This is a genomic window from Kribbella sp. NPDC048928 (assembly GCF_043197975.1).
In the GTDB taxonomy this organism is placed as follows: Bacteria; Actinomycetota; Actinomycetes; order Propionibacteriales; family Kribbellaceae; genus Kribbella.
Genome location: NZ_JBICUC010000003.1, coordinates 351,283 through 375,846 on the forward strand (window position 1 = coordinate 351,283; position 24,564 = coordinate 375,846).

Annotated in this window: 21 protein-coding genes and 1 pseudogene; 19 read left to right on the top strand and 3 right to left on the bottom strand. The window is 69.5% G+C overall.

Annotation, left to right across the window (positions count from 1 at the left end; all coding sequences use genetic code 11):
- Positions 1 to 84: 84 nt before the first annotated feature.
- Positions 85 to 1,371, bottom strand: a complete 1,287-nt coding sequence (locus tag ACGFI6_RS15125; RefSeq protein WP_393118752.1) for a DUF58 domain-containing protein — start codon at positions 1,369 to 1,371, stop codon at positions 85 to 87.
- A 3-nt stretch (positions 1,372 to 1,374) separates the two neighbouring features.
- The gene (locus ACGFI6_RS15130) at positions 1,375 to 2,313 is read right to left on the bottom strand and encodes an AAA family ATPase (protein ID WP_393119736.1); all 939 of its coding nucleotides are present in this window, start codon (positions 2,311 to 2,313) and stop codon (positions 1,375 to 1,377) included.
- 567 nt (positions 2,314 to 2,880) lie between these two features.
- Here ACGFI6_RS15130 and mraZ point away from each other — a divergent pair.
- From mraZ to ftsZ, 13 genes and pseudogenes are all read left to right on the top strand, one after another.
- Positions 2,881 to 3,312 carry a division/cell wall cluster transcriptional repressor MraZ gene (mraZ, locus tag ACGFI6_RS15135; protein ID WP_184833762.1) on the top strand — a complete coding sequence of 144 codons (432 nt, stop codon included), beginning with the start codon at positions 2,881 to 2,883 and terminating at the stop codon, positions 3,310 to 3,312.
- A gap of 228 nt (positions 3,313 to 3,540) precedes the next feature.
- Positions 3,541 to 4,506 (top strand): 16S rRNA (cytosine(1402)-N(4))-methyltransferase RsmH, encoded by a 966-nt coding sequence (gene rsmH, locus ACGFI6_RS15140; RefSeq protein WP_393118754.1) that lies wholly within the window; start codon positions 3,541 to 3,543, stop codon positions 4,504 to 4,506.
- On the top strand, positions 4,506 to 5,150 hold the full coding sequence (locus ACGFI6_RS15145; protein WP_393118756.1) for a hypothetical protein: 645 nt from the start codon (positions 4,506 to 4,508) through the stop codon (positions 5,148 to 5,150). Before rsmH ends, ACGFI6_RS15145 begins: the two co-directional genes overlap by 1 nt.
- Before the next feature lie 4 nt (positions 5,151 to 5,154).
- Positions 5,155 to 7,404, top strand: coding sequence for a peptidoglycan D,D-transpeptidase FtsI family protein (locus tag ACGFI6_RS15150; protein WP_393118757.1), 2,250 nt, complete (start codon positions 5,155 to 5,157; stop codon positions 7,402 to 7,404).
- Positions 7,405 to 7,469: 65 nt separating this feature from the next.
- Positions 7,470 to 8,996, top strand: a complete 1,527-nt coding sequence (locus ACGFI6_RS15155; protein WP_393118759.1) for a UDP-N-acetylmuramoyl-L-alanyl-D-glutamate--2,6-diaminopimelate ligase — start codon at positions 7,470 to 7,472, stop codon at positions 8,994 to 8,996.
- On the top strand, positions 8,993 to 10,408 hold the full coding sequence (gene murF, locus ACGFI6_RS15160; RefSeq protein ID WP_393118761.1) for a UDP-N-acetylmuramoyl-tripeptide--D-alanyl-D-alanine ligase: 1,416 nt from the start codon (positions 8,993 to 8,995) through the stop codon (positions 10,406 to 10,408). Before ACGFI6_RS15155 ends, murF begins: the two co-directional genes overlap by 4 nt.
- Entirely contained in the window at positions 10,405 to 11,502 is a 1,098-nt protein-coding gene (gene mraY, locus ACGFI6_RS15165; protein ID WP_393118763.1) for a phospho-N-acetylmuramoyl-pentapeptide-transferase, read from the top strand. Before murF ends, mraY begins: the two co-directional genes overlap by 4 nt.
- Complete coding sequence (gene murD, locus ACGFI6_RS15170) at positions 11,499 to 12,932, top strand: UDP-N-acetylmuramoyl-L-alanine--D-glutamate ligase (RefSeq protein WP_393118764.1); 1,434 nt, start codon at positions 11,499 to 11,501, stop codon at positions 12,930 to 12,932. Before mraY ends, murD begins: the two co-directional genes overlap by 4 nt.
- Positions 12,933 to 12,936: 4 nt before the next feature.
- Positions 12,937 to 14,190: a putative lipid II flippase FtsW gene (gene ftsW, locus ACGFI6_RS15175; protein ID WP_393118766.1), complete on the top strand. Its 1,254-nt coding sequence runs from the start codon at positions 12,937 to 12,939 to the stop codon at positions 14,188 to 14,190.
- Between the two features lie 22 nt (positions 14,191 to 14,212).
- Positions 14,213 to 15,313, top strand: coding sequence for an undecaprenyldiphospho-muramoylpentapeptide beta-N-acetylglucosaminyltransferase (murG, locus tag ACGFI6_RS15180; RefSeq protein ID WP_393118768.1), 1,101 nt, complete (start codon positions 14,213 to 14,215; stop codon positions 15,311 to 15,313).
- Positions 15,310 to 16,770, top strand: a complete 1,461-nt coding sequence (gene murC, locus ACGFI6_RS15185) for a UDP-N-acetylmuramate--L-alanine ligase (RefSeq protein WP_393118770.1) — start codon at positions 15,310 to 15,312, stop codon at positions 16,768 to 16,770. The genes murG and murC overlap by 4 nt, the downstream gene beginning before the upstream one ends.
- A gap of 18 nt (positions 16,771 to 16,788) precedes the next feature.
- Positions 16,789 to 17,529, top strand: a complete 741-nt coding sequence (locus ACGFI6_RS15190; RefSeq protein WP_393118772.1) for a cell division protein FtsQ/DivIB — start codon at positions 16,789 to 16,791, stop codon at positions 17,527 to 17,529.
- 170 nt (positions 17,530 to 17,699) lie between these two features.
- A pseudogene (ftsZ, locus tag ACGFI6_RS15195) lies at positions 17,700 to 18,645 on the top strand (cell division protein FtsZ); the annotation flags it as partial.
- Positions 18,646 to 19,425: 780 nt separating this feature from the next.
- Here ftsZ and ACGFI6_RS15200 read toward each other — a convergent pair.
- On the bottom strand, positions 19,426 to 19,947 hold the full coding sequence (locus ACGFI6_RS15200) for an ArsR/SmtB family transcription factor (protein ID WP_393118774.1): 522 nt from the start codon (positions 19,945 to 19,947) through the stop codon (positions 19,426 to 19,428).
- Between the two features lie 57 nt (positions 19,948 to 20,004).
- Here ACGFI6_RS15200 and ACGFI6_RS15205 point away from each other — a divergent pair, with 57 nt between their 5' ends.
- From ACGFI6_RS15205 to ACGFI6_RS15230, 6 genes are all read left to right on the top strand, one after another.
- On the top strand, positions 20,005 to 21,000 hold the full coding sequence (locus ACGFI6_RS15205; RefSeq protein WP_393118776.1) for a S41 family peptidase: 996 nt from the start codon (positions 20,005 to 20,007) through the stop codon (positions 20,998 to 21,000).
- 9 nt (positions 21,001 to 21,009) lie between these two features.
- A complete protein-coding gene (gene pgeF, locus ACGFI6_RS15210; protein WP_393118778.1) occupies positions 21,010 to 21,738 on the top strand; it encodes a peptidoglycan editing factor PgeF in 729 nt (242 codons plus the stop codon).
- A 76-nt stretch (positions 21,739 to 21,814) separates the two neighbouring features.
- Positions 21,815 to 22,528, top strand: a complete 714-nt coding sequence (locus tag ACGFI6_RS15215; RefSeq protein WP_393118780.1) for a YggS family pyridoxal phosphate-dependent enzyme — start codon at positions 21,815 to 21,817, stop codon at positions 22,526 to 22,528.
- Between the two features lie 72 nt (positions 22,529 to 22,600).
- Positions 22,601 to 23,191, top strand: a complete 591-nt coding sequence (locus ACGFI6_RS15220; RefSeq protein ID WP_393118782.1) for a cell division protein SepF — start codon at positions 22,601 to 22,603, stop codon at positions 23,189 to 23,191.
- A 50-nt stretch (positions 23,192 to 23,241) separates the two neighbouring features.
- Positions 23,242 to 23,547: a YggT family protein gene (locus ACGFI6_RS15225; RefSeq protein ID WP_393118784.1), complete on the top strand. Its 306-nt coding sequence runs from the start codon at positions 23,242 to 23,244 to the stop codon at positions 23,545 to 23,547.
- Between the two features lie 134 nt (positions 23,548 to 23,681).
- On the top strand, positions 23,682 to 24,431 hold the full coding sequence (locus tag ACGFI6_RS15230) for a DivIVA domain-containing protein (RefSeq protein WP_355480080.1): 750 nt from the start codon (positions 23,682 to 23,684) through the stop codon (positions 24,429 to 24,431).
- The last annotated feature ends 133 nt before the right edge of the window (positions 24,432 to 24,564 follow it).

The window sequence follows — 24,564 nt, forward strand, 5'->3', positions numbered from 1 at the left end:
CTGGACTGAGGAGCGCAGCGACGAGGGAAGGGCGGGAGTCACAGCCCGGTGACCCGCCGCGCCGGAGGCGTGGCATCTGCACCGTCATGCGATTCTTCCGCTTCTCAGTCCGAGGCTGGACCAGACTGTGGGAAGGTGGTCGCCGCGGCGGGCTCTGGCTACTCGCCAGCCGTTGCGGCGCAGCTCGTTCTCGGTGGCATCCGTGGCGGCGGTCAGGCGGGCCGCCTTCTCGGTCGACTCGGCGCCGACCGCCCAGCTGGCCGCGTCCAGCAGCAAGGCGACGCCGGTCGCCTGGCTGGTCCGCCACCGGTTCAGGGCGATGACGTCATCGGTACTGCAGGCTCCCAGGATCGCGATCACCAGGCTCGGTTCCTGCGCGTGCCGGTCGACGGTGAGCAGCGGGCCGACCTCGGCGTACTTGTGCTCCTCGACCGTCGCGCACTCGGTCAGCAACTGCTGCTGTGACAGCGGCTGGTGCACCGCAGCGGACGTCCGGTGCGTGATCGCGGCCAGGGTGGTCGGGCCACCGAGCAGCGTGGTGACGTACCCGCGGCGGATCCGGTCGATGCCGACCGACGCGGCCGCGCTGACCGCCCACTCCAGACTCGACGATGGCCCGTGGCCATGGTGCGAGATCGTCCGCGCGTCCAGGAACAGCGAGCACCGGCTCTGCCACGGCTGCTCCTCGCGGCGGACCATCAGTTCGCCGCGGCGCGCCGTCGACCGCCAGTGCACCCGGCGCAGGTCGTCGCCGTCGCGGTACTCGCGGACCGTCGCGTCCTCCTCGCCGGCGGCCGCGATCGCCCGCGGCCGGTTCTCGCCGGAACCGGCGCGATCGGCACCCAGCCGTACCTCCGGAAGCCGGAAGACCCGCGGCGTGACCAGCAGGTGCTGGCTGCGCGTGAACGTCCGGCTGGTCTCCACCAGCCCGAACGGGTCGGCAACCGTCAGCATCAACGGCCCGACCTGGAACAGCCCACGGACGTCGGACTTGACCGGATAGGTGACGGTACGACGCCAGTTCGGGCTGACCCGGTCGACGACGAACCGCGGCCGATGCCCCAGTACGTAAGGAATGCGGTCCTCGAGCAGCAGCAGCCCCGCCGGCATCCGGCCCTGGTTGCTGAGCGTCAGCTCGACGGTCGACTGCGTCCCGACCGGCACCTGGTCCGGGGCGAGGCTGCGACGCACCTGCAGGCGCAGTCGCGTCCGGCCGACGACCAGCGCCGCGACCACCGGCAGGGCGGCCAGCAGGATGCCGACGCGCAGCAGGTCCTTCTGACCGAGCAGGAGCGCACAGAGCGAAGCAGTGATCCCGGCTGCGACGAACGCCCGCCCCCTGGTGGTGAGTCCGCGCAGTGCCTGCCGCATGTCTCAGTCCCGACGAGTACGGGGGAGCGGCACGCTGGCCACCAGCCCGGCGATGATGTCGGTCGCGCCGCGCCCACCGAGATGCGCTTCGGCGGCCGGGAGCACCCGGTGCGCGAGCACCGGTACGGCGAGCTCCTGGATGTCGTCCGGCAGCACGAACTCGCGGGAGTCGAGAGCGGCGGCCGCACGGGCCGCCCGGATCAGGTGCAGGGTTGACCGCGGGCTGGCGCCCAGACGCAGCTCCTGCGAGCGACGGGTCGCGCCGACCAGCGCGACGGCGTACTCCTTCACCGACTCCGAGACGTGCACCGACTGAACCGTCTTGACCAGCCGGAGGATCTGCTGGCCGTCGGTGACCGGCTGCAGGTTCGCCAGGGGGTCGTCGGCCGCGTGCCCGTCCAGCATCCGCAGCTCGGCGGCCGGCTCGGGATAGCCCATCGACACCCGCGCCATGAAGCGGTCGCGCTGTGCCTCCGGCAGCGGGTACGTGCCTTCCATCTCGATCGGGTTCTGGGTCGCGATCACCATGAACGGTGCGTCCAGGGTGTACGTCGTCGTGTCGACGGTGACCTGGCGCTCCTCCATCGACTCCAGCAGCGCGGCCTGCGTCTTCGGCGAGGCGCGGTTGATCTCGTCACCGACGACGATGTTCGCGAACACCGCGCCGGGCTTGAACTCGAAGTCGCGGATCTCCTGGTTGAAGACCGAGACACCGGTGATGTCCGACGGCAGCAGATCCGGTGTGAACTGGATCCGTCGCACGCTGCAGTCGATCGACTTCGCCAGCGCCTTGGCCAGCATCGTCTTGCCGACGCCCGGTACGTCCTCGATCAGCAGGTGCCCCTCGGCCAGCAGGACCGTGACGGCGACCTCGATGACGTCGGGCTTGCCCTCGATCACCTGCTCCATGGCCCGGCGGACGCGACCCGCCACCTCGGACAGCTCGTCGAAGTCCCCGGCTCCTGCCAGCGGCGAGCTGGTCGCGGTGGTGCTCACTCTGAGTCCTCCCCATTCGTTGACTGCCGACACATTCTCACCCGCTGTAGGGGTCGGGCCTAGACCCGGAGGGTTTTCGTTACCTGGCGTTTCGCTGTTCAGCTCGGTGTCCATCGGCGCACGCCCTCACGGCGGGTCGGAATGTGTTCCCCCAAGCGTACGGGCGGGAAAAGCAGCATGCGGGGCGTACGACGCCGCGAATCCGTATCTGGTTCACGGCTCGGAGCCACAAAGAGTTCATCCCCTCCGCACGCACCTTCCTCCACTTTGCTCCACCACCGTCCTCCACCACGCTCCACCAGGCGCGTCCACGGCGCTCCGCAGGCGTACGGAGGCAAGCGGTTGAGCCGGCAGCGACACGCGGACGCTGAGTCTGGATTCAGGCGGCATAGGGGCGGAACGGGGCGGAAGTTGGTTGACGGTGGGGGAAAGTGGAGTAAGGTGGAGCGCAGTGGAACTGAAGTGGTGGAAGCACTCGCCTGAGTCGGAGAGTCCGCAACGGGGAGGTGGAGCGTGTTCCTCGGAACTCACTTCCCCAAGCTCGACGACAAGGGCCGGCTGTTCCTGCCGGCGAAGTTCCGGGACGAGCTGGCCGACGGTCTGGTGATCACCCGTGGACAGGAGCGATCGCTGTCCGTGTGGCCGGAGCGCGAGTTCGTCCAGCTGACCGAGCAGTTGAAGCAGGCTCCGATCACCAACAAGGGTGCGCGGGACTACCTACGGATGTTGTTCGCCGGTGCCTCCAACGAGATGCCGGACAAGCAGGGCCGGGTCACCATCCCACCGATGCTGCGCGATTACGCAACGCTGGATCGCGACTGTGTCGTCATCGGGGCGATGAACCGGGTGGAGATCTGGAACACGGAGAACTGGAACCGGTACTCCGCGGAGCAGGAGCAGGCGTTCGCCGACCTGTCCGAGGAAGTACTGCCGGGCATCTTCTAGAGCAGAACAGCGTGGGACTTCACGACACATCGGCCGTCCGGTGAGATCACGGGTCCGACTTCCGACCTGGAGTGTTGGCGTCACTTCCCCGGCGCCAAGACCAGCAGGTACTTCCCCGGAAGGCGTACCCGCGATCTGACCGGACGGTGCTGTCTACCTACGCACACACATGACCTGCGGGGGCAGGGTCGCTCCCGCAGTGGCAGGGCAGTGACGGGAAGGGTCGAGATGGATGCTGCGGAGCGGCATGTGCCGGTGATGCTGGAGCGCGTGGTCGCGCTGCTGGCGCCGGCCCTCGCGCGTCCGGACGCTGTCCTCGTCGACGCGACGCTCGGCCTCGGCGGGCACTCCGAGGCGTTCCTGCAGCAGTTCCCCGAGGTCCGGCTGATCGCCTTCGACCGGGACCCGAATGCGCTGCGTCTGGCCGGCGAGCGCCTGGCGCCGTACGAAGAGCGGATCTCTTTCGTGCACGCGGTGTACGACGAGCTGCCGCGGGCGCTTGCGGACCTCGGCGTACCGGCGATCGACGGTATCCTGTTCGACCTGGGCGTCTCGTCGATGCAGCTGGACGAGGCCGACCGCGGGTTCGCCTACTCGCAGGACGCGCCGCTGGACATGCGGATGGACCCGACCCGTGGAACCACCGCGGCCGACATCGTGAACACCTACAGCGCGGCCGACCTGGCCCGGATCCTGTTCCAGTACGGCGAGGAGAAGTTCTCGCGGCGGATCGCGGACCGGATCGTCCGCGAGCGTGCGATCGAGCCGTTCACGAACACCGCGCGACTGTCGGAACTGGTCCGGGATGCCATCCCGCAGGCCGGCAAGCGGACCGGGGGACACCCTGCGAAGCGGACGTTCCAGGCGCTGCGGATCGAGGTGAACGGCGAGCTCGACGTACTGCGTCGCGCGCTGCCCGCCGCGCTCGGGGCGCTCGCGCTGCACGGCCGGATCGTGGTGATGAGTTACCACTCGCTCGAGGACCGGATCACCAAGCAGGCGTTCGCGCCGGGCACGAAGTCCGACGTACCGGACGACCTGCCGGTGATCCCGGCCGGGCACGAACCGTACCTGAAGCTGCTGACCCGGGGCGCCGAACGGCCGACCGAAGAGGAGGTCGCGGTGAACCCGCGGGCCGCCTCCGCTCGCGTGCGGGCGGCGATGAGGATCCGGGAGAAGGGACTGGTGGCCTGATGAGTACTGTCTTCAGCCCGCAGAAGGCGCGGGTGACGCCGGCCCCGGCCGCGAAGAAGAAGCCGGACCAGCCGCGGCTGCGGGTGGTGTATGGGGCGCCGTTCCGGCCGCCGCGGATGCCGTTCGTCATCTTCGTGGTGTCGTTGCTGGCCGCGGGCCTGGTCGGCCTGTTGCTGCTGAACACTCAGCTGCAGAGCGGGACGTTCGGCATCACCAAGCTGAGCAGCCAGGCGAACGAACTGCGCGACCAGCAGGAGGCACTGGAGAAGCAGGTGCGGACGCTGGAGTCGCCGCAGAACCTGTCCGGCCGCGCACTGCGGATGGGCATGGTGCCGAACCCGAACCCGGTGTTCCTGCGGCTGTCCGACGGTCGCGTGCTCGGCGTACCGGCGGAGGGCAAGGCCGGGTCCGCGACGGAGATGTTCGGTCCCGCCGCTCCGACCGGGACGGCGACGAAGCCACCGGTGACTCCGGTCAAGCCGGTCACTCCGGTGAAGCCCGTGACCCCGGTCAAGCCGTCCGCGGGCACCACCAAGCCGCCGGCCGGCACGACCAAGCCGCCCACTGGAACCACCAAGCCGCCGACCGGCACGACCAAGCCGCCGGCCACGACGAAGAAGCCCATCACGACCACACGGGGATGATCGGATGACGGACCGACGGGGAAACGAGCCGCCGCCGCGCAAGCGTGGCACTGCACCGGGCCGGGAGAACCCGCCCCGCAAGGCTCAGCCCCGTCGTCCGTCCGCTACGGACAGTACGCGCGCCGCCCCGCAGCGCCCGGAGTCCACCCGCGAGCGCTTGCTCCGCAAGGCTCGTGAAGAGCAGCAGCGTTCGGCGGAGGCGGCCGCACCGCGCCCCGTGAAGAAGGCCCCCGCGAAGAAGGCCCCCGCGAAGAAGTCCCCTGCGAGGAAGACGGCCGCGAAGAAGGCCGCGGCAAAGAAGGCGGCAGCGCCGCGCAGGCAGGCCGCGGCTACGGGCAGGCCCGTGAAGAAGGCGGCGGCCAAGCGTCCGGTCAAGAAGACCGCGGTGAAGAAGCGCCCGCCGCAGAACCGTCCGCAGCCGCGGCCGAAGAAGCGCAAGGTGAAGAAGCCCCCGCGGATGTTGCGGCTCGGACGTCCCGCGCTGCGGCTGCGCCTGACGTTCGGCGTGATGGCGTTCGTACTGTCGCTGTTCGCCGGCCGGCTCGTGCTGCTCCAGGGCGTCGACCCGGACAGCTACGCGCAGGCGGCGACCAAGGAGAACGCCCGCTCGTTCATCCTGCAGGCCGACCGCGGCACCATCGAGGACCGCAACGGCGTCCAGCTCGCCGTGACCGAGGACGCGGTGGCGATCACCGCGGACCCGCAGCAGACCAAGCCGGTGGCGCAGCAACTGGCCGCGATCCTGGCTGCGAAGGTGCCCGGCACGAAGACCGCCGACCTGGTCAAGGCGATGTCCGGCCCCGGCCGGTACGTCCGCCTCGCGCGGCACGTGAGCCCGACGGTGTGGAGCTCGATCCAGGCCGAGCTGAAGGCCGCGAACGTGCCGATCGCCGAGCAGAACAAGGGCAAGGTCAAGGAGCAGCAGGCGCCGCTGCTGGCCGGCCTGTACACCGAGTCGGACCCGATCCGCAGCCACCCGAACGGCAGCATCGCCGCCTCCCTGGTCGGTGTCACAGGCTCCGACGGCAAGGGCCAGTCCGGGCTCGAGTACGGCCTGAACGACAAGCTGTCCGGCACCGACGGCAAGGCGGTCTACGAGGTCGATGCCAAGGGCAACCAGATCCCGAACGCCAAGCACACCGTCACCGAGCCGAAGCCCGGCGTCGGGCTGCAGCTGACGCTGGACAACGACCTGCAGTACTTCGCCGAGAAGCGGATCCAGCAGGCGGTGCAGCAGTATCACGCGAGCGCCGGCACCGTGGTCGTGATGGACGTCCGGTCCGGTGAACTGGTGGCGCTGGCCAACTACCCGTCGTTCGACCCGAACAAGCCGTACACCTCGAAGGACCTGAAGAACCCGGGCCTGGAGCGCAGCTTCGAGCCGGGCAGCGTTCAGAAGGTGGTGACGATGGCCGCCCTCGCCGACGCCGGCAAGATCGACCTGAGCACCAAGATCCAGGTCCCGGGAACCATCGACGTGCAGCGCCGGACCATCAAGGACCACTGGTCGCACGGGCTGATGAACCTGACCGTCTCCGGGATCATCGCGAAGTCGTCGAACGTCGGCACGATCCTGCTCTCGCACCGGATGCCGATCCCGCAGTTCGTGAAGTACCTGCACGACTTCGGCTTCGGGGAGCCGACCGGGCTGAACTTCCCCGGTGAGACCAACGGCCGGCTGGCACCGGGCGACGAGTGGCCCGAGATCACCCGGTCGAACGTCGCGTTCGGCCAGGGCCTGTCGGTGAACGCGGTCCAGGAGACCGCCGCCGTGAACGCGGTCGCCAACGGCGGTGTCTACGTGCCACCGAAGCTGGTCCGCAACTACCTCAACGCCGACGGCAGCGTGACGCCGAACAAGACCGCCCCGCCGCGCCGGGTGGTGAGCGAGAAGGCCGCCAAGGAGGTCACCACGATGATGGAGTCGGTGACCGCCAAGAAGGGCACCGCCCCGCAGGCCTCGATCGACGGCTACCTGGTGGCCGGCAAGACCGGTACCGCGCAGCAGGTGGTTCCCGGCACCGGGAAGTACGGCAACTGGGCGACTTCTTTCGCCGGATTTGCCCCGGCCGACAACCCACGGTTCGTCACGTACGTCGTACTGCACGATCCCCAGGGTGCCCGGGGTGGTGGTCTCCAAGGAGGACCGGTGTTCCGAGACGTGATGAGTTACGCGCTGCAGAAGTACGTCGTCCCGCCGACCGGGGCGGCACAGCCGAACATTCCGCTGACCTGGTCAGCATCGGACCGTTGAACCGGCTCCTGGTGACGCAGGGCCAGGTAGGAGTCACAGGGTTCGTGGCGGTAGCCTCAGGGCCCGTGTCCACCCCTACCGCCGCCGGCGGCGCGGTCGCAGCGATCAGGCCCCGGCACGTCGTGCCGGTCAGCCTCGCCGACCTCGCGAACGTCGCCCACATGCAGCTCCCGGCAACGTCGCCGGCCGCTGTGACCGGCGTAACCCTCGACTCGCGTTCTGTCCTCCCCGGTGACCTGTACGCCGCGCTGCCCGGTGCGGTCACGCACGGCGCGGAGTTCGTTGCGAAGGCCCAGCAGGCCGGCGCCGTCGCCGTACTGACCGACCCGGCCGGCGCGGACCGCGCCGCGGCAACCGGTCTCCCGGTGCTCGTCGTCGACAAGCCGCGCAGCGTGCTCGGCGCGGTGGCGTCCCGGATCTACGGCGAGCCGACGAGCGACCTGCGGCTGCTCGGGATCACCGGCACCAACGGCAAGACCACGACGAGCTTCCTGCTGGACGCGGTCCTGCGGGATCTCGGGCCGGCCGCGCTGATCGGGACGATTCAAACCCGCGTCGGCGACGAGGTCGTGAAGAGCGTCCGGACCACGCCGGAGGCGACCGACCTGCAGGCCCTGTTCGCGGTGATGCGCGAGCACGCGGTCGCGTGGTGCTCGATGGAGGTGTCCAGCCACGCGCTCGCGATGGGCCGCGTCGACGGCGCGCGTTTCGCGGTCGCCGGGTTCACGAACCTGACGCAGGACCACCTGGACTTCCACAAGACGTTCGAGGAGTACTTCCAGGCGAAGGCCTCGCTGTTCACCCCGGAGCGGTGTGATGTCGCGGTGGTGACGATCGACGACGAGTACGGGCGCCGCCTGGCCGCGCAGACCGTCGTGCCGCTGATCACCGTGTCGGCCAAGGGCGACGCGGACTGGACGGTCGCGAACCGGCACCGGTCCGAACACGGTACGACGGTGTTCGACGCGGTGGGTCCGGGCGAGACCCTGACCCTGGAGATCTCGCTGCCGGGGGAGTTCAACGTCGCGAACGCGCTGCTCGCGACCGCGATGCTGCGGCAGCTGGACGTCCCCGCCGAGGCGATCGCGACCGGCCTCCGGAACGCGTCGGTGCCCGGGCGGATGGAGCTGTTCACCCGCGAGGACGGGCCGGCGGTGGTCGTGGACTACGCACACACGCCGGACGCGGTCGCGCTTGCGCTGAACGCGGCCCGCGGCGCGACCAAGGGCCGGCTGTTCGCGGTCGTCGGCTGCGGCGGCGACCGGGACCCGTGGAAGCGGCCCGCGATGGGCGCCGAGGCGGCGAAGGCCGCGGACGTGGTGATCGTCACCGACGACAACCCGCGCAGCGAGGACCCGGCCGCGATCCGCGCCGCCGCACTGGCCGGCGCCCGCGAGGCCGTACCGGACGTGGACCTGCACGAGATCGGTGACCGCCGGCAGGCGATCGCGTCCGCGATCGAGCTGGCCGGTCCCGGCGACACCGTCGTCGTCCTCGGGAAGGGTCATGAGACAGGCCAGGACGTCGGTGGCGTGATCCACCCGTTCGACGACCGCGAAACCGTGCGTGAGCTGTTGGAGGCAGACCGGTGATCGGAGTCAGTTGCGGCGAGATCGCCGACGCCGTCCGCGGCGAGCTCGTGGGTGTCGAGCCCACGGCCGTCGTCGACGGCGCGGTCACGATCGACTCGCGGGAGGCCGGGCCGGGAGGGCTGTTCGTCGCCCTGCCCGGTGAACGCGTCGACGGTCACGACTTCGTCGGTACGGCGGCCGCGGCCGGAGTCACCGCCGCGCTCACCACCCGCCCGGTCGACGGCAGCCCGTGCATCGTCGTCGACGACGCCGAGCGCGCCCTCGGCGACCTTGCCCGGCTGGTGATCGGCCGGTTGCCCGGCCTGACCGTGATCGGCCTGACCGGGTCGACCGGCAAGACCAGTACGAAGGACCTGATCGGCCAGCTGATCCGCCCGTACGGCGAAACGGTCTGCCCGGAGGGCTCGTTCAACAACGAGCTCGGCCACCCGCTGACCGCGCTGCAGGCCACCGCCTCGACGAAGTACCTGGTCGCGGAGATGGGAGCCCGGCACACCGGCGACATCACGTACCTGAGCGGGATCACGCCGCCGGCGGTCGGCCTGGTGCTGAACGTCGGCACCTCGCACATCGGCGAGTTCGGCTCCCAAGACAACATCGCGATCGCCAAGGGCGAGCTGATCGAGGCCGTCAAGCCCGGCGGTACGGCGGTCCTGAACGCCGACGACCACCGGGTCGCAGCGATGCGCGGCCGCACGCACGAGCGGGTGCTGACCTTCGGCGAGGCGTCCGAGGCCGACGTACGGGCCTCGGACGTGAAGGTCGACGGCGAGGGACAAGCGGCGTTCACGCTGCATATCGGCGGCAGCCCCGGATCCGGCACCCCGGCCTGGAGCGGTGCCGTACAGCTCCACCTGATCGGCGAGCACCACGTCTCGAACGCGCTCGCCGCGGCGGCGGTCGCCGCCGCGGTCGGCCTGACGCCGGAGCAGATCGCCGACGGCCTGAACGCGGCCCAGCGGGTGTCCGCGGCGCGGATGGAGATGACCGAGCGCGCCGACGGCGTCACGATCATCAACGACGCCTTCAACGCGAACCCGGACTCGACCCGCGCGGCGCTGAAGTCGCTGGTCGCGATCGGCCGCTCCCGCGGTGCCCGGACCTGGGCGGTGCTCGGCGAGATGCTCGAGCTCGGCGACACCTCCACCGACGAGCACGACGCGATCGGACGGCTGGCCGTCCGGCTGGACGTGAACCGGCTGGTCGTGGTCGGCGCGGGCGCGAAACCGATCCATCTCGGCGCCTCGCTGGAAGGCTCCTGGGGCAACGAGTCCACGTTCGTCGAGACCATCGCGGACGCACTGGAGCTGCTGCGCGGCGAGCTGCGCGCAGGTGACGTCGTCCTGGTGAAGTCCTCGAAGGCGGCGAAACTCCGCAGCCTCGCCGACGCCCTGGTGGAGGCAAAGCAGTGATCTCGATCCTGTTCGGCGGCGCCGTCTCGATGGTGCTGACCCTGCTCGGCACCCGGTACGCGATCAAGTGGCTGGCCAAGCACGGCTACGGCCAGGAGATCCGCGACGACGGACTGGCGTCGCACCAGATCAAGCGCGGTACGCCGACCATGGGCGGCACCGTCTTCATCGCCGCCACGATCGTCGGGTACTTCGCTGCGAAGCTGTTCGCGATGATTGCCAGCAACGGAGGCGGGCCGACCGCCTCGGCGGTCCTGGTGCTGTTCCTGTTCGCCGGAATGGGCGCAGTCGGCTTCCTCGATGACTTCATCAAGATCTTCCGGCAGCGCAGCCTCGGCCTGCGCAGCAAGGCGAAACTGGCCGGCCAGACGCTCGTCGCGGTGGTCTTCGCGGTGCTCGCGCTGCAGTTCCCCGACGACCGCGGGCAGCGGCCGGCGTCGCCGTTCATCTCGTTCATCCGCGACATCGGCTGGCTCGAGCTGCCGGCCGTCCTGGTGATCATCTGGATCCTGCTGCTGATCGCCGGCATGTCGAACGGCGTGAACCTCGCCGACGGCCTGGACGGCCTGGCCACCGGCGCCTCGATGATGGTGTTCGGTGCGTACACGCTGATCTGCATCTGGCAGTTCAACCAGAGCTGCGCGACCGAGCGCGGCGTCGGCGCCAAGTGTTACGAGGTCCGCGATCCGCGGGATCTGGCGGTCGTCGCGGCCTGTCTGACCGGCGCGCTGTTCGGGTTCCTGTGGTGGAACGCGTCACCGGCGAAGATCTTCATGGGTGACACCGGTTCGCTGTCGCTCGGTGGTGCGCTCGCCGGGTTCGCCGTGATGACCCGGACCGAGCTGCTCGTGCTGCTGCTCGGCGGCCTGTTCGTCGTCATCACCGCGTCGGTCATCCTGCAGGTCGGCTACTTCAAGATCACCAAACAGGCCACCGGCGTCGGGAAACGGCTGTTCCTGATCGCACCCTTGCATCACCACTTCGAGATGCTCGGCTGGGAACAGGTGAACGTGGTGATCCGGTTCTGGATCATCCAGGGTCTGTGCGTGGTGATCGGCCTCGGCATCTTCTACGCGGAATGGGTGACAGGGTGACTCTCTCCACACGCACCGACGAGGGCTGGGACACCACTCGGTTCGTGGTGCTCGGGTTCGGTACGGCGGGCTATGCCTGCGCCGACTCGCTGATCCAGGCCGGGGCGCAGCACGTCGTCGTGCTCGACGACCGCGACACCGAGGCGCTGCGTGAGAAGGCGCAGATCCTGGAGACGTTCGGTGCGGTGATCACGCTCGGCCCGGGCAGTACGGCCGAACTCCCGAAGAACGTCGACGTCGTGGTGACGAGTCCGGGCGTACCGCCGCACGCGCCGCTGCTCGCACAGGCGGCCGAGCTCGACGTACCGATCTGGAGCGAGATCGAGCTCGCCTGGCGGCTCCGCGACCCGGCGCACGCGGCGCCGTGGCTGTGCATCACCGGGACCAACGGCAAGACCACGACCGTGCAGATGCTGACCGCGATGCTGCAGGCGGCCGGTCACCGGGCCGTTGCCGCGGGCAACGTCGGGCTGCCGCTGCTCGAGGCCGTGATGGACCCGGAGCCGTACGACGTGATCGCGGTCGAGCTGTCGTCGTACCAGCTGCACTTCACGCACTCGATGTCCGCGCACTCGGCCGCCGTGCTGAACATCGCGCCGGACCACGTCGACTGGCACGGTTCGCTGGAGGCGTACGCCGCGGACAAGGGCCGGATCTTCGAGAACTGCCAGGTCGCGTGCGTCTACAACGTCGCCGACGCCGCCACCGAGCGCCTGGTCGAGGAGGCCGACGTGATCGAGGGCTGCCGCGCGATCGGCTTCACCCTCGGTACGCCGGTACTCTCGATGCTCGGACTGGTCGACGACCTGCTCGTCGACCGGGCGTTCGTGGAGCAGCGCGCGACCTCTGCGCTGGAGCTCGCGAGCCTGGCCGACGTCACGCCGCCGGCACCGCACAACGTCGCGAACGCGCTGGCCGCCGCCGCGCTGGCGCGCTCGTTCGGCGTACCGGTGACTGCCGTCCGCGACGCGCTGCGGGGCTTCCGGCCGGACAAGCACCGGATCGCGCACGTCGCGGAGGTTGCCGGGGTCAACTATGTCGACGACTCGAAGGCGACCAATCCGCACGCGGCGCAGGCGTCCTTGCTCGCGTACGAACACGTGGTCTGGATCGCCGGTGGGCAGGCCAAAGGCGCGACGTTCGACGACCTGGTGATCGCCGCCCGCGAACGCTTGCGCGGCGTCGTGCTGCTCGGCCAGGACAAGGCCGTGATCGCGGAAGCTCTCGAGCGACACGCACCGGATGTCCCGAGGATCGTCGTCGAGTCAACCGACACTGGAGCCATGCAGATCGTGGTGGGGGAGGCGGCGAAGCTCGCACAGGTGGGTGACACCGTGCTGCTCGCCCCTGGCTGCGCATCCTGGGACATGTTCGCCAACTACGGAGCCCGCGGCGACGCCTTCGCCGAAGCCGTACGCCGACTGGGGTGATCGCGTGACGTCGATCGCCGATCAGCCGGACCAGAAGAAGCAGACCAGTACCGATCGCCCGTGGATCGCGGCCGTCAAGGATGTGCTCGACCGGCCGCTGACGTCGTACCACATCGTGCTCGGCGCGACCGGCCTGCTGCTCGTGCTCGGGCTGATGATGGTGCTGTCGGCATCCAGCGTGCTGTCGCTGCGGGTGAACGGGAACAGCTACACGATCTTCGTCCGGCAGATGATCTGGGTCGCGGTCGGCCTCCCGATGGCGTACGTCGCCTCGCGGATGACGCCGCGGCACTTCCGGATGCTCGCGTACGTCGCGCTGCTCGGGTCGGTGTTCCTGCTCGTGCTGACGTACATCCCGGGCCTCGGCGTCGGCGTGAACGGCAACACCAACTGGCTGAACCTCGGCGGCCCGCTGCAGATCCAGCCGAGCGAGTTCGCGAAGCTCGCGATGGTGATGTGGTGCGCGGACCTGTACGCCCGCAAGGAGAAGCTGCTCACCCAGTGGAAGCACCTGCTGGTGCCGATGGTGCCGGTCTGCGGTCTGGTGATCGCGCTCGTGGTCGGCCAGCACGACCTCGGGACCGCACTGGTCCTGATGGCCGTGATGATCGGCATGATCTGGATCGTCGGTGCGCCGACCCGGCTGTTCCTCGGCACGATCGCGGTGGTCGGTTCGGTGGCGGTCTACTTCGTGCAGGCCGAGAAGTACCGCCTCGAGCGGGTGACCTCGTTCCTGGATCCGTTCGCGTCCCCGACCACGGTCGGCTGGCAGGCGTACCACTCGTTCTACGCGCTCTCCACGGGCGGCTGGTGGGGCGTCGGCATCGGCAACAGCCGGCAGAAGTGGAGCAATCTGCCGGAGGCGCACACCGACTTCATCTTCTCGGTGATCGGCGAGGAGCTCGGCCTGGTCGGCTCGCTCACCGTGCTCGCCCTGTTCCTCACGCTGGCGTACGCCGGGATGCGGATCGCGACCCGGAACACACAGCCGTTCGTCCGTTATGCGGCCGCCGGGATCACGGTCTGGATCATGTCCCAGGCGCTGGTCAACCTCGGCGCGGTGATCGGGCTGCTACCCATCGTGGGTATCCCGCTCCCGCTTTTGTCGTACGGTGGTTCCGCACTGCTGCCGACGCTGATCGCGATCGGCATGCTGCTGTCCTTCGCGAAGGCCGAGCCCGGCGCGCAGGCCGCCCTGAAAGAAACCCGGCGTCCTCGCTTCGGCTGGTTGCCTTCGCGGCGTATGTCGTACAAGTGAACCCGCGGGAGCGTTGGAAGCCTTGCCCAGCATCGTCCTGGCCGGTGGCGGTAGCGCCGGCCACACCTCACCCCTGATCGCCACGGCGGACGCTCTGCGCCGGATCGACCCCACCATCCAGATCCTCGCCCTCGGGACCGAGCGCGGGCTCGAGACCCGCGTGATCCCCGAGGCCGGGTACCGGCTGGAGCTGATCCCGCCGGTGCCGTTGCCCCGCAAGCCCACGCCCGCGCTGTTCGCCGTCCCCGGGAAGATGCTGTCCTCGGTCTCCGCGGCGCGGCGGATCCTCGACGAGGCCAAGGCCGACGTCCTGGTCGGCTTCGGTGGGTACGTATCCACCCCGGCCTACGTCGCCGCCTGGCGGCGCAAGACCCCGATCGTGGTGCACGAGGGCAACGCGGTGCCAGGAATCGCGAACAAGTTCGCCGCCCGGTACTGCACCGAGCATGTGTTGACCTCGTTCCCGGGATCCGAGCTGCCGCACGCCGAGTACGTCGGGCTGCCGATCCGGCGGGCGATCTCGACGCTGGACCGGGCGGCTCTGCGCGCCGAGGCCCGGCAGTTCTTCGGTCTCGACCCGGACGCGCCGACGCTGTTCGTGACCGGTGGCTCGCAGGGTGCGCAGCGGATCAACGAGTCCGTCTCGGGGGCCGCCGCGGACCTGCAGGCAGCCGGCATCCAGGTCCTGCACGCGATCGGCCCGAAGAACACCCTCGAGGTGCCCCGTGAAATTGCAGAGACCGGCCCGCTCCCGTACGTCGTGCTGAACTACGTCGACCGGATGGACCTCGCGTACGCCGCCGCCGATCTGGTGGTGTGCCGCTCCGGCGCGAACACGGTGACCGAGGTGTCGGGTGTCGGCCTGCCGGCGATCTACGTCCCGCTGCCGATCGGTAACGGTGAGCAGCGACTGAACGCGAAGCCGGTCATCGACGCAGGCGGCGGCGTGCTGATCGACAACGCCGAGCTGACCGTCGACTGGGTGCGCGCGAACGTGCCGCAACTTCTGCTCGACCGCGAGCGTCTGACAGCCATGTCCACAGCTGCGACCGGAGTGATCCGGACCGACGCCGACGAGCGATTGGCGCGGATCATCCTCGATGTGGTGAGGTCTGCTTCGTGATCGTCACCGCTCCTGACACTCTGCTTCCGGCCGAGAAGCTCGGCCGCGTGCACTTCGTAGGTATCGGCGGCGCCGGCATGTCCGGCATCGCCCGGATCATGGCGTCCCGCGGGATCGAGGTCTCCGGCTCCGACGCCAAGGACGGCAAGGTGCTCGCCGCGCTGCGTGCGCTCGGTGCGACCTGCTGGGTCGGGCACGCCGCCGAGCACGTGCAGGACGTCGACACCGTCGTGGTGTCGACCGCGATCCGCGAGACCAACCCCGAGGTGGTCGCCGCCCGCGAGGCCGGGATCCCGATCCTGCCGCGGGCCGCCGCACTCGCGTCGGTGATGGTCGGCCGCCGTACCATCGCGGTCGCCGGTACGCACGGCAAGACGACCACCACGTCGATGCTCACGGTCGCGTTGCAGCACTGCGGTGCGGACCCGTCGTACGCGATCGGTGGGAACCTCAACGAATCGGGCTCGAACGCCCACGACGGCAACGGCGACCTGTTCGTCGCCGAGGCGGACGAGTCGGACAGGTCGTTCCTGACCTACACGCCCGAGGTGTCGATCGTCACGTCCGTCGAGCCGGACCACCTGGACAACTACGGCGACGAGGCCAGCTACCGCAAGGCGTTCGAGGAATTCACCACGCGAGTGCTCGCCGACGGGTTCATGGTGATCTGCGCCGACGACGCCGGCGCCCGGAAGCTCGCGGCGTATGCGATCGAGCGCGGGATCGACGTCCGGACGTACGGCGAGTCCGAGGACGCCGACCTGCACGTCACCGAGATCACCGCGACCGGCGCGACGCAGTCGTTCGTACCCGTGTACCGGGGTCGCAAGCTGCCGATGGTGAGCCTGCAGCAGGCCGGCAAGCACAACGCGCTGAACGCGTCGGCGGCGCTCACCGTCGGGCTCGGGCTCGGGTTCTCCGCGGCCGACCTGGCCGAGGGGCTGGCTGCGTTCACGGGTACCGGGCGGCGGTTCGAGTTCAAGGGCCTCGAGGACGGCGTGCGGGTCTTCGATTCGTACGCGCACCACCCGACCGAGCTGGCCGTCGACCTCACCGCGGCGCGGCAGGTGGCGGGGGAGGGGCGCGTGATCGCGTGCTTCCAGCCGCACCTGTTCAGTCGTACGCGGATCTTCGCGACCGAGTTCTCCGAGGCGCTCGCGCTGGCCGACGAGGTCGTGGTGATGGACATCTTCGCGGCCCGCGAGGACCCGGAGCCCGGCGTCACCGGTGCCCTGATCGCGAACCACGTCCCGCTGAAGCCGGACCAGGTGCGGTTCGAGCCGTCCTGGTCCGCCGTACCGCAGCTGGTCGCGGACCTGGCCGAGCCGGGCGATCTGGTCGTCACCCTCGGGGCCGGCGACGTGACCCTGATCGGCCCGGAAGTCGTTGGTCTGCTGGCCGAACGCGCCCGTACCCGCGAGCCTTCCGAGGCAACGCCTGTACCTGTGGTGGAGTAAATGGGTGGGGTTTGTTGAATGAGCCAGGGCGTCGATCTGGCTCGGGCACAGCAGCGGTTCGCCCGCCGGCAACGGCTGGTGCTCCTGCGTAGCTGGCTGCCCTGGGCAATCGGCGGCGGGCTGGTCGTGCTGGCCGGTCTGGTCGTCTGGCTGTTCTACTTCTCCTCCGCGTTCGCGGTCTCCGGTGTCCGGATCAGTGGTGCGGACACGGTGCCGGTGGCAACGATCGAGCAGACCGCGGCGGCACCGACGGGCACACCACTGGTCAAGGTCGACCTGCGTTCGATCGCGGACCGGGTGCGGACGATCCCGGCGGTCGCGGACGCACAGGTCACCCGGGCGTGGCCGCGGAAGATCGTGATTGTTGTCACCGAACGGGTTCCGGTGGTCGTGGTGACCGACGGCTCGCGGTACGAGTTGGTGGACGCCACCGGTACGTCGTACCGCACGGTGCAGGACCGGCCGGCCGGACTGCCGGAGGCGAAGGTGACCGGTGTCCGGCACGACGTCACCGTGCATTCGGTGGTGACCGTGTCGGCAGCGCTTCCGGAGGCGTTGCGCAAGCAGGTGAGCACGATCTCGGCAACGTCGCCGGACTCGATCACGCTGAACCTGAGCTCCGGTGTGAAGGTCGTTTGGGGCAGTTCCGATGACAGCGAGCGCAAGGCCGAGGTACTCAGCGTGCTGATGAAGCGGCGGGCGAAGGTGTACGACGTCTCGGCGCCCGATCTCCCTGTCACCAAAGGGGAAAAGCGGTGACCGGACACATCGCGGACCACATCACGGGACGGCGGCGAGGCGCGTGGACTTTGGCGCGAAGCGTCCCGTACCGTGCGGCGTAATCTAAAGTTGACATAAGTCTAAGCATCCACTTGAGGTTCAGTCTTTTCGCTGGACAACGGGAAAGCAACGAGGCGAGAGGCGCGGACGTGGCGGCACCGCAGAACTACCTGGCACTCATCAAGGTCGTCGGCATCGGCGGAGGCGGCGTGAACGCCGTCAACCGGATGATCGAGCACGGTCTGAAGGGCGTTGAGTTCATCGCCATCAACACTGACGCCCAGGCGTTGCTGATGAGCGACGCGGACGTCAAGCTCGACATCGGCCGGGAGGAGACCCGCGGCCTCGGCGCCGGGGCGAACCCGGCGATCGGGCAGAAGGCCGCGGAGGACCACGCCGAGGAGATCGAGGAGGCGCTGAAGGGCGCCGACATGGTCTTCGTCACCGCCGGCGAGGGCGGCGGCACCGGTACCGGCGGCGCACCCGTCGTGGCCCGGATCGCCCGCTCGCTCGGCGCGCTGACCATCGGTGTCGTGACCCGGCCGTTCTCGTTCGAGGGCAAGCGCCGCGCCACCCAGGCCGAGGACGGCATCGCCACCCTCCGCGAGGAGGTGGACACGCTGATCGTCATCCCGAACGACCGGCTGCTGACCATCTCCGACCGTGCGGTCTCGGTGCTGGACGCCTTCAAGCAGGCCGACACCGTGCTGCTGCAGGGTGTCTCCGGCATCACCGACCTGATCACCACGCCCGGCCTGATCAACGTGGACTTCGCCGATGTCAAGGCGGTCATGTCCAACGCCGGCTCGGCGCTGATGGGCATCGGCTCGTCCCGCGGCGAGGACCGCGCGGTGGCGGCCGCCGAGGCGGCCATCTCGTCTCCGTTGCTGGAGGCAAGTATCGAGGGCGCGCACGGCGTCCTGCTCTCGATCGCCGGCGGCTCCGACCTCGGCCTGTTCGAGATCAACGAGGCGGCCCAGCTGGTCTCGGAGTCCGCGCACTCGGACGCGAACATCATCTTCGGCGCGGTCATCGACGACGCGCTCGGGGACGAGGTCCGGGTCACCGTGATCGCGGCCGGCTTCGACGGCGGGATGCCGAAGCGCCGCGAGCAGGCGATGAACCAGGCCCGGCCGCAGTCCCCGTCGACCCGGCCGAACCAGGGCTTCTCGCAGCCGATGACAGGGACCAACCAGCAAGCCGGGCAGCCGCCGCAGCAACCCACGTACAACAACCCAACCGACCCGGACACCGGCCAGCCGGGTACGGGCCAGGGTGGCGGCCAGTTCGGCGCAGGTCAGTCGGGCCACGGCGGCGCAGGTCAGGGCGGCGGCCAGTTCGGTGCAGGCCAGGGCGGCGCCGGCCAGTCGGCCCCAGGGCAAGGCGGCGGTCAAGGCGGTGCCGGTCAGGCCTCCACGGGCCAGGGTGCAGGTCAGGGCAGTACTGGCCAGCCGTCGCAGGGCCAGTCGGGCTCCGCCCCGACCTCGGTCCCGGGCCAGCAGGGCGCACCTTCGCCCACGCCGACGGACGACACCATCCCGGTGCCCGCACCGACCGAGCCCCGCGCCGGCACGACGAACTCCGCCCGCCCACCGGCAGGCGACGGTGTCCGCACGGTCCAGTCCGGTCAGCAGTCGGCCCAGCCGGCTCCGCACACCCCGGCCTCCCCGTCGACCCAGCACTCCTGGCCGACGCACGGCCCGAGCAACAACCCGCAGGGCGCGCAGCCGACGAAGCCGAAGAAGCAGGAGCCCGAGGAAGACCTCGACATCCCCGACTTCCTCAAGTAACCAGACGCACCTAGTGCCCTGAGCACCCACCAACCGTCTCCGGCTCCGGAGAATGGTTGGTGGGTGTTCAACGTTGGGCCGGCCGTCAGGTGCCGGCGCGCGGCTCGGGCTGGCGGGGACGGTAGACGGAGACCGCGATGCCGTACCGCGACTCGGCCGGGCCCGCGTCGGTGAGGTCGTCGACCATCCGGCTCAGTACGGCGGAGAGCTCGGCGGCCTGATCAGCGGTCAGCCGAACGTTCCGTACGGTGAAGAACGGGTCGGCGTCGGCGGTCTCCAGATCGGCCGCGATCGCCTGGAGCGCGACGGTGTTGTTCGCCCGCGCGCCTTCGCCGGTGAAGCCGAACCGGCGGACCGAGCGCCGGTAGTACTGCTCGGTGCCGCCGCGCACCTGCCGCGTCTCCGCGACGTGCACCATCCCGGCGTCGCGGAGCACGCCCAGGTGGTGGGCGACGTTGCCTTTCGCCGTGCCGAGCGCGGTGGCCAGCTGGCTGATCGTGGCCGGCTCCTGCCCGAGCGCGAACAGCAGGCGGTGCCGCAGTGGATGCCCGAGCGCCTTGAACTGCGCGGCGCTCGACACCTCGAGGTGCTCGACGATCTCGTCCATGAATCAAGCGTCTAGAATTCTTGACACTTTGTCAAACGACCTGATCTACTCCTCGCCATGCACACCGATGAGATCAGAGCCGTCCTCGGACGCCTCGGCGCGCTGGTCGCCGGCAACTACGTCTTTCCGGAGGTCGGTGCCGAGATCGCGAACCGGCTCGCAGCAGCGGTCGCCGACGGCAGGTACGACGAGTTTCAGGAGCCGGAGCAACTGGCCGAGCACGTCACGGAGGACCTGCAGGTCGGCAACCGTGACAAGCACCTGAGCCTGAAGTTCCGCCGCGACGGACTGCCCGACGAGAAGGACCCCGCGGCCGAGGAGGCGTACTGGCGCCGCCGGGCCGCGCTCGACGCCGGCGGGATGGCGCGGGTCGAGCGGCTCGACGGCAACATCGGACTGCTGGAGATCCGGCCGCTGCTGTACCCACCCGAGCACGCCGGCGCGGCCGTCACCGCGGCGTTCTCGCTGCTGGCCTCGACCGATGCCTTGCTCATCGACCTGCGCCGCTGCCTCGGGGGATCGCCGGACCAGGTCGCGCTGATCTGCAGTTACCTGATCGGCTCCGGCGAGCCGGTTCATCTACAGGATCTGATCTCGCCGTCCGAGGGGACGACGCGGCAGTACTGGACCCTGGCGCACGTGCCGGGTCCGCGGTACGGCACCAGCAAGCCGATCTGGGTGCTGACCAGTTCGGCGACGTTCTCCGGTGGCGAGGAGCTGACGTACAACCTGCAGCAGTTCGAGCGGGGGACCGTCGTGGGCGAGCGGACCGCCGGCGGTGCGCATCCGCGCCGTGGGTTCAAGCTGCACGAGCAGTTGGAGGCATCGGTGCCGGTGGCGCGTTCGGTGAACTCGGTCTCCAAGACCAACTGGGAGGGGACCGGGGTCGCTCCCGATGTGGAGGTGCCGGCAGCACAAGCCTTCGCCGAGGCGTACCGCCGGGCGGCCGAGCATGTCCTCGGGCTGCCGCCGGATCCGGACCGGAACGGTGTGACCGACGAGGCGCGGACGGTGCTGGGCGCGGTGCTGGGTGTGGGCGCTGTGGCTGGGTAGCCTTTGGTCGTGTTCGGCTATGACGACGTACTTTCCGGCGCCCGGCTCGCCTTCACCAACCGGTACGGCGGCGCCAGCAAACCGCCGTACGGCGAGTTCAACCTCGGCACTGCGGCCGGCCCGGATGCCGACGGCGTCCGGGCGAACTTCCAACTCCTCGCAACCGAGTTCGACGTCCCTGCCGAGCGGGTTGCTCTGCTGCACCAGGTGCACGGGCGGGACGTGCATGTCGTACGCGCCGGGGACGAACTGCCGATAACGCCCGCGCCGAAGGCCGACGGTCTGGTCACGACCCGGTCCGACGTGGTGCTCGCCGTCCGTGCGGCCGATTGCCTGCCTGTGCTGCTGTACGGCGGCGGCGTGATCGGCGCGGCGCACTCCGGACGCAAGGGGATGTACGTCGGCATCGTCCCGGCGACCGTCGACGCGATGAAGGAGCTCGGTGCGACGCGGATCACGGCCGTCCTCGGGCCGTACGCGTGCGGCCGGTGCTACGAGGTTCCCGACGAGATGCGGGCCGAGGTCGCCGAGCGGGTTCCGGCGTCGTACTCGGAGACCAGTTGGGGTACGCCGGCGATCGACGTGGCGGCCGGCGTGCAGGCGCAGCTGGCCGATCTCGGTGTCGAGGTGATCGACCGGTCCGCCTGCACGATCGAGTCCCAGGACCTGTACTCGTACCGTCGCGAAGGGCCGGAGAGCGGCCGGATGGCCGGACTGATCAAGCTGGTCGCGTCATGACCGAGCGCAGCGAGGGCATCGACAAGCACAGCCCGTTTCGTGCCTCATCCGCGCCCGGAGCGAAGCGAGGACGTGGATGAGCTTTCGCCGCGAAGAGCTCCGGGCGAATCTGGAGCAGGCGCAGGAGCGGATCGAGAAGGCCTGTCAGGCGGCCGGGAGGGCCCGCGACGAGGTCACCCTCGTCGCGATCACCAAAACCTTCCCAGTCAGCGACGTACGGGCGCTGGCGGACCTCGGGATCACCGACGTGGGGGAGAACCGCGAGCAGGAGCTGAAGACGAAGGCGCCGGACTGCCCCGATCTCAGCTGGCACTTCGTCGGGCAGTTGCAGTCGAAGAAGTCCCGTTCGGTCGTGCGGTACGCATCGGCCGTCCACTCCGTCGACCGTTCGGCCCTCGTCGAGGCGTTGTCGAAGGCCGCGGTCGCCGAGGAGAAGTCGCTGCGCTGCCTGATCCAGGTGAGTCTCGCCACGTACGGATCCGCAGACGCGGCAACGGGTGCGAGCCGCGGCGGGGTGGCGCCGGCCGACGTACCGGCACTGGCCGCGGAGATCGCGACGGCGGACGGGCTCGAACTCGGCGGCGTGATGGCCGTCGCACCGCTCGGATCGGATCCGGAGCAAGCCTTCGCCGGACTCCGCGACGTAGCGTCCCGGCTACGCTCCGAACACCCCGCCGCGAACTGGATCTCGGCCGGGATGACCGGTGATCTGGAGGCCGCGATCAAGCACGGTGCGACACACGTTCGGCTCGGGCGCGCATTACTCGGTACGCGCACCCTGCTGGGTTAGTGTCGACATCGAGCAGGATTCCTTCCGGCTCACTGTTGTCGTCGTAGAACCGGATCGAGGTGCTGAAGGGCCATGAGCGGCGCACTGCGCAAGATGGGTGTGTACCTCGGCTTGGTCGAGGACGGTGAGCGCTACAACGCCCGCTATGACGACACCTACGACGACGAGTACGACGAAGAGTACGACGAAGCCGTCGACGGGGACTCCCAGGAGACCGAGCCGGTACCTGCCGGCCGGGAGAGCCGCGAATCTCGCACCGAGCCGCACGCGCACGGCCGCGAGGAGCGCCCGGACCGGACCGACCGTCCGGACCAGGCAGGCGGCGCCACGGTCAGCAAGTTCCCAGACCGGCGCGGGGTCGCGCCGTCCCCGGAGGTAACCGAGTTGGCCCGCATCACCACCGTGCACCCGCGCAGCTACAACGAGGCGCGCGTCATCGGTGAGCACTTCCGCGACGGCACGCCCGTCATCATGAACCTGACCGAGATGGATCACTCCGACGCGAAGCGGCTCGTCGACTTCGCCGCCGGCCTGATCTTCTGCTGCCGCGGCTCGATCGAGCGGATCACCACCAAGGTGTTCCTGGTCTGCCCGCCGAACGTCACCGTGGCCGCCGAAGAGAAGGAGAAGATCGCCGCGGACGGGTTCTACAACCAGAGCTGACGCTCTGGTTCGCGGCCCCGCTTCCGGCGTCTTCTACACTCGTTGTCGACATGGATGCTCTAGCGCTCGTCCTCATCGTGCTCTACTACGTGCTGCTCGCCTTCTTCCTGGTGCTGGTGGCGCGGTTCGTGCTCGGTCTGATCGTGATGTTCGCGCCGCAGTGGCACCCGAAAGGCGTGCTGCTGCTGCTGTTCGAGCTGATCTACTCGATCACCGACCCGTTCCTCAAGCCGTTGCGGCGGATTCTGCCCCCGATCGGGGCGGGTGGGGTACGCATCGATCTGTCCGCGTTGATGCTCTTCGTGATCGTCTCCGTGGCGATGGCTGTCAACTCCACGGCCCTTCGATCGTTGTAAGGGTGAGGATCACGAGGAGTGGGTAGATAGAGCCCGGATTCCGTTCTAAGACAACGAAGCGATAACGTGATCTACTGAGTCGCCAAGGCGAAGCCGCGGGGACTCCGCCAAGACACAGACAAACGAGGTGAAAGATGCCGCTGACGCCGGATGACGTCCGCTCGAAGCAGTTCACGCCCGTCCGACTACGGGAGGGCTACGACGTCACAGAGGTCGACTCCTTCCTTGACGAGGTGGAGGCCGAGCTCGAGCGACTTCTCGCCGAGAACGAGGAGCTGCGGGCCAAGCTCGCCGCGGCCCAGCGCGCGGGGGCGGACCAGCAGCGGCCGGTCGACCAGACCGCCGCGCTGCCGCCGGTCGTGCAGCAGCCCAAGCCCCCGGTCGTGGTCGAGAAGCCCGAAGAGCCCAAGCCGCCGGTGGCGGTTCCGGGTGCGGCCGCAGCGGCCGGCACGGTCGGTGACGCCTCCAGCTCCGCGGTGCGGCTGCTGGAGATGGCCACCAAGCACTCCGACGACCTGGTCCAGGAGGCGAAGGACACCGCCGACAAGATCATCGGCGAGGCCCGCGCCAAGGCCGAGCGCCTGGAGAACGAGGCGCGTGGCAAGGCCGACCGGATGACCGGTGAGGCCCGCGCCCGCGCCGAGAAGCTCGACGGCGAGATCGCCGAGCGCCGCGCGCAGATGCTGGGCACCCTGGAGAAGCAGAAGGGCCAGCTCGAGCGCACGATCGACGACCTGCACGCGTACGAGCGCGAGTACCGCAGCCGCCTGAAGACCTACTTCACCGAGCAGCTCAAGGCGCTCGGCAACGGCGACGACACGCTCAGCCCGCGCAACGGCTTCCGGCCGGAAGCGCGTGCGCAGGCGCACGGTCACGGCGTGTAAAAACCCTGACACGGCGTTGAATCCCTGACGAAGGGGCGGTGCTTTCCGGCGGCACCGCCTCTTCGGCATGTCTGGACACTTCTGACTGAGGGTTCCGTCCTGGTGACAGGGCGTCAGTCCCGGAAGTCGGTGC

Bases quoted from the DNA above. Each gene is read 5' to 3' on its own strand.
- ACGFI6_RS15125 (WP_393118752.1), bottom strand. From the start codon at position 1,371: ATGCGGCAGGCACTGCGCGGACTCACCACCAGGGGGCGGGCGTTCGTC.
- rsmH (WP_393118754.1), top strand. From the start codon at position 3,541: ATGGATGCTGCGGAGCGGCATGTGCCGGTGATGCTGGAGCGCGTGGTC.
- ACGFI6_RS15145 (WP_393118756.1), top strand. From the start codon at position 4,506: ATGAGTACTGTCTTCAGCCCGCAGAAGGCGCGGGTGACGCCGGCCCCG.
- ACGFI6_RS15150 (WP_393118757.1), top strand. From the start codon at position 5,155: ATGACGGACCGACGGGGAAACGAGCCGCCGCCGCGCAAGCGTGGCACT.
- ACGFI6_RS15190 (WP_393118772.1), top strand. From the start codon at position 16,789: ATGAGCCAGGGCGTCGATCTGGCTCGGGCACAGCAGCGGTTCGCCCGC.
- ACGFI6_RS15200 (WP_393118774.1), bottom strand. From the start codon at position 19,947: ATGGACGAGATCGTCGAGCACCTCGAGGTGTCGAGCGCCGCGCAGTTC.
- ACGFI6_RS15205 (WP_393118776.1), top strand. From the start codon at position 20,005: ATGCACACCGATGAGATCAGAGCCGTCCTCGGACGCCTCGGCGCGCTG.
- ACGFI6_RS15215 (WP_393118780.1), top strand. From the start codon at position 21,815: ATGAGCTTTCGCCGCGAAGAGCTCCGGGCGAATCTGGAGCAGGCGCAG.
- ACGFI6_RS15220 (WP_393118782.1), top strand. From the start codon at position 22,601: ATGAGCGGCGCACTGCGCAAGATGGGTGTGTACCTCGGCTTGGTCGAG.
- ACGFI6_RS15225 (WP_393118784.1), top strand. From the start codon at position 23,242: ATGGATGCTCTAGCGCTCGTCCTCATCGTGCTCTACTACGTGCTGCTC.
- ACGFI6_RS15230 (WP_355480080.1), top strand. From the start codon at position 23,682: ATGCCGCTGACGCCGGATGACGTCCGCTCGAAGCAGTTCACGCCCGTC.